This is a genomic window from Xenorhabdus bovienii (genome assembly GCF_024721015.1).
In the GTDB taxonomy this organism is placed as follows: domain Bacteria; phylum Pseudomonadota; class Gammaproteobacteria; order Enterobacterales; family Enterobacteriaceae; genus Xenorhabdus; species Xenorhabdus bovienii.
The window spans coordinates 1-774 of record NZ_JANAIF010000265.1 but is presented as its reverse complement, the minus strand read 5'-3'; the positions used below and the strand labels follow the sequence as shown (position 1 = coordinate 774).

At 47.8% G+C, this 774-nt stretch carries 1 protein-coding gene and 1 pseudogene; both read right to left on the bottom strand.

The features are described from left to right. A pseudogene (locus NXS07_RS20475) lies at positions 1-254 on the bottom strand (phage terminase large subunit family protein); the annotation flags it as partial. Continuing rightward, positions 223-678, bottom strand: coding sequence for a terminase small subunit-like protein (locus NXS07_RS20470; protein WP_046337074.1), 456 nt, complete (start codon positions 676-678; stop codon positions 223-225). The pseudogene NXS07_RS20475 and the gene NXS07_RS20470, both read right to left, overlap by 32 nt. Positions 679-774 lie beyond the last annotated feature (96 nt).

Below are 774 nucleotides of genomic sequence, written 5' to 3'. Positions count from 1 at the left end.
TGCCCCGTCCAGCCTGACGGATACTCCCCCAGTAGATGAATGGCATCAATGTATGTGGCTGTATCAGTCTTCCCCACTCGGTTCGCCGCAATCAGGGCGCATTGGGTGTATTCGGCTGTGGCGGTAATGAACTTCTTCTGCCATAAATAGCGAGTATCGAAGTAGTGCCGATAGCGATAAACTTGTTTACGGCGCTGCTGCTCTTCCAGCAATCGCAATAGCTCAATCTTTTGCTCCCGATCCAGATTGTGCATGTTGCAACTCCTTAATACGTTTATCTAACTCTGAATCGGTTATATCAGTGAACGTGATTTTCTGCTCGTGTTGAATCTTGTCGCCATATCGCTTAGGTGCCATCTTTGACGCATACCACTTACGGGCATCAACCTGCAATCTGGCTTTCGCTACATCGGCACCCTCTGCTTTAGCAGTATCAGCGATAGTGATAACATCCTCAGCCAAAACCTCTGCTTGAATCTCTCTCGCCCGCGCGTACTGTTGCATGAACTCTTCGTGTCGTTGCAACCAATACATCACAGCACGAATCGATGGCATTCCCGGACGTTGGCAAATTGACCTTAAACTTTCCCCTTCCATCAATAGCGCACAGATATCTTCCGCAACCTCTGGCATGTAGTCGGTAGGCCTGCCGCCTTTATTTTTCTTTTCAGTCTCCATTCGAATACCTCCTTAACTCATTATCCAGCCCACTCTATGAATAGGCTGTGTGATGAACTACTTGAATAGACTCAATGCCTCTTGAGCATTGCGAAT

What these genes read in the sequence shown, in the direction of transcription:
- NXS07_RS20470 (WP_046337074.1), bottom strand. Translation starts at nt 678, where the DNA reads ATGGAGACTGAAAAGAAAAATAAAGGCGGCAGGCCTACCGACTACATG.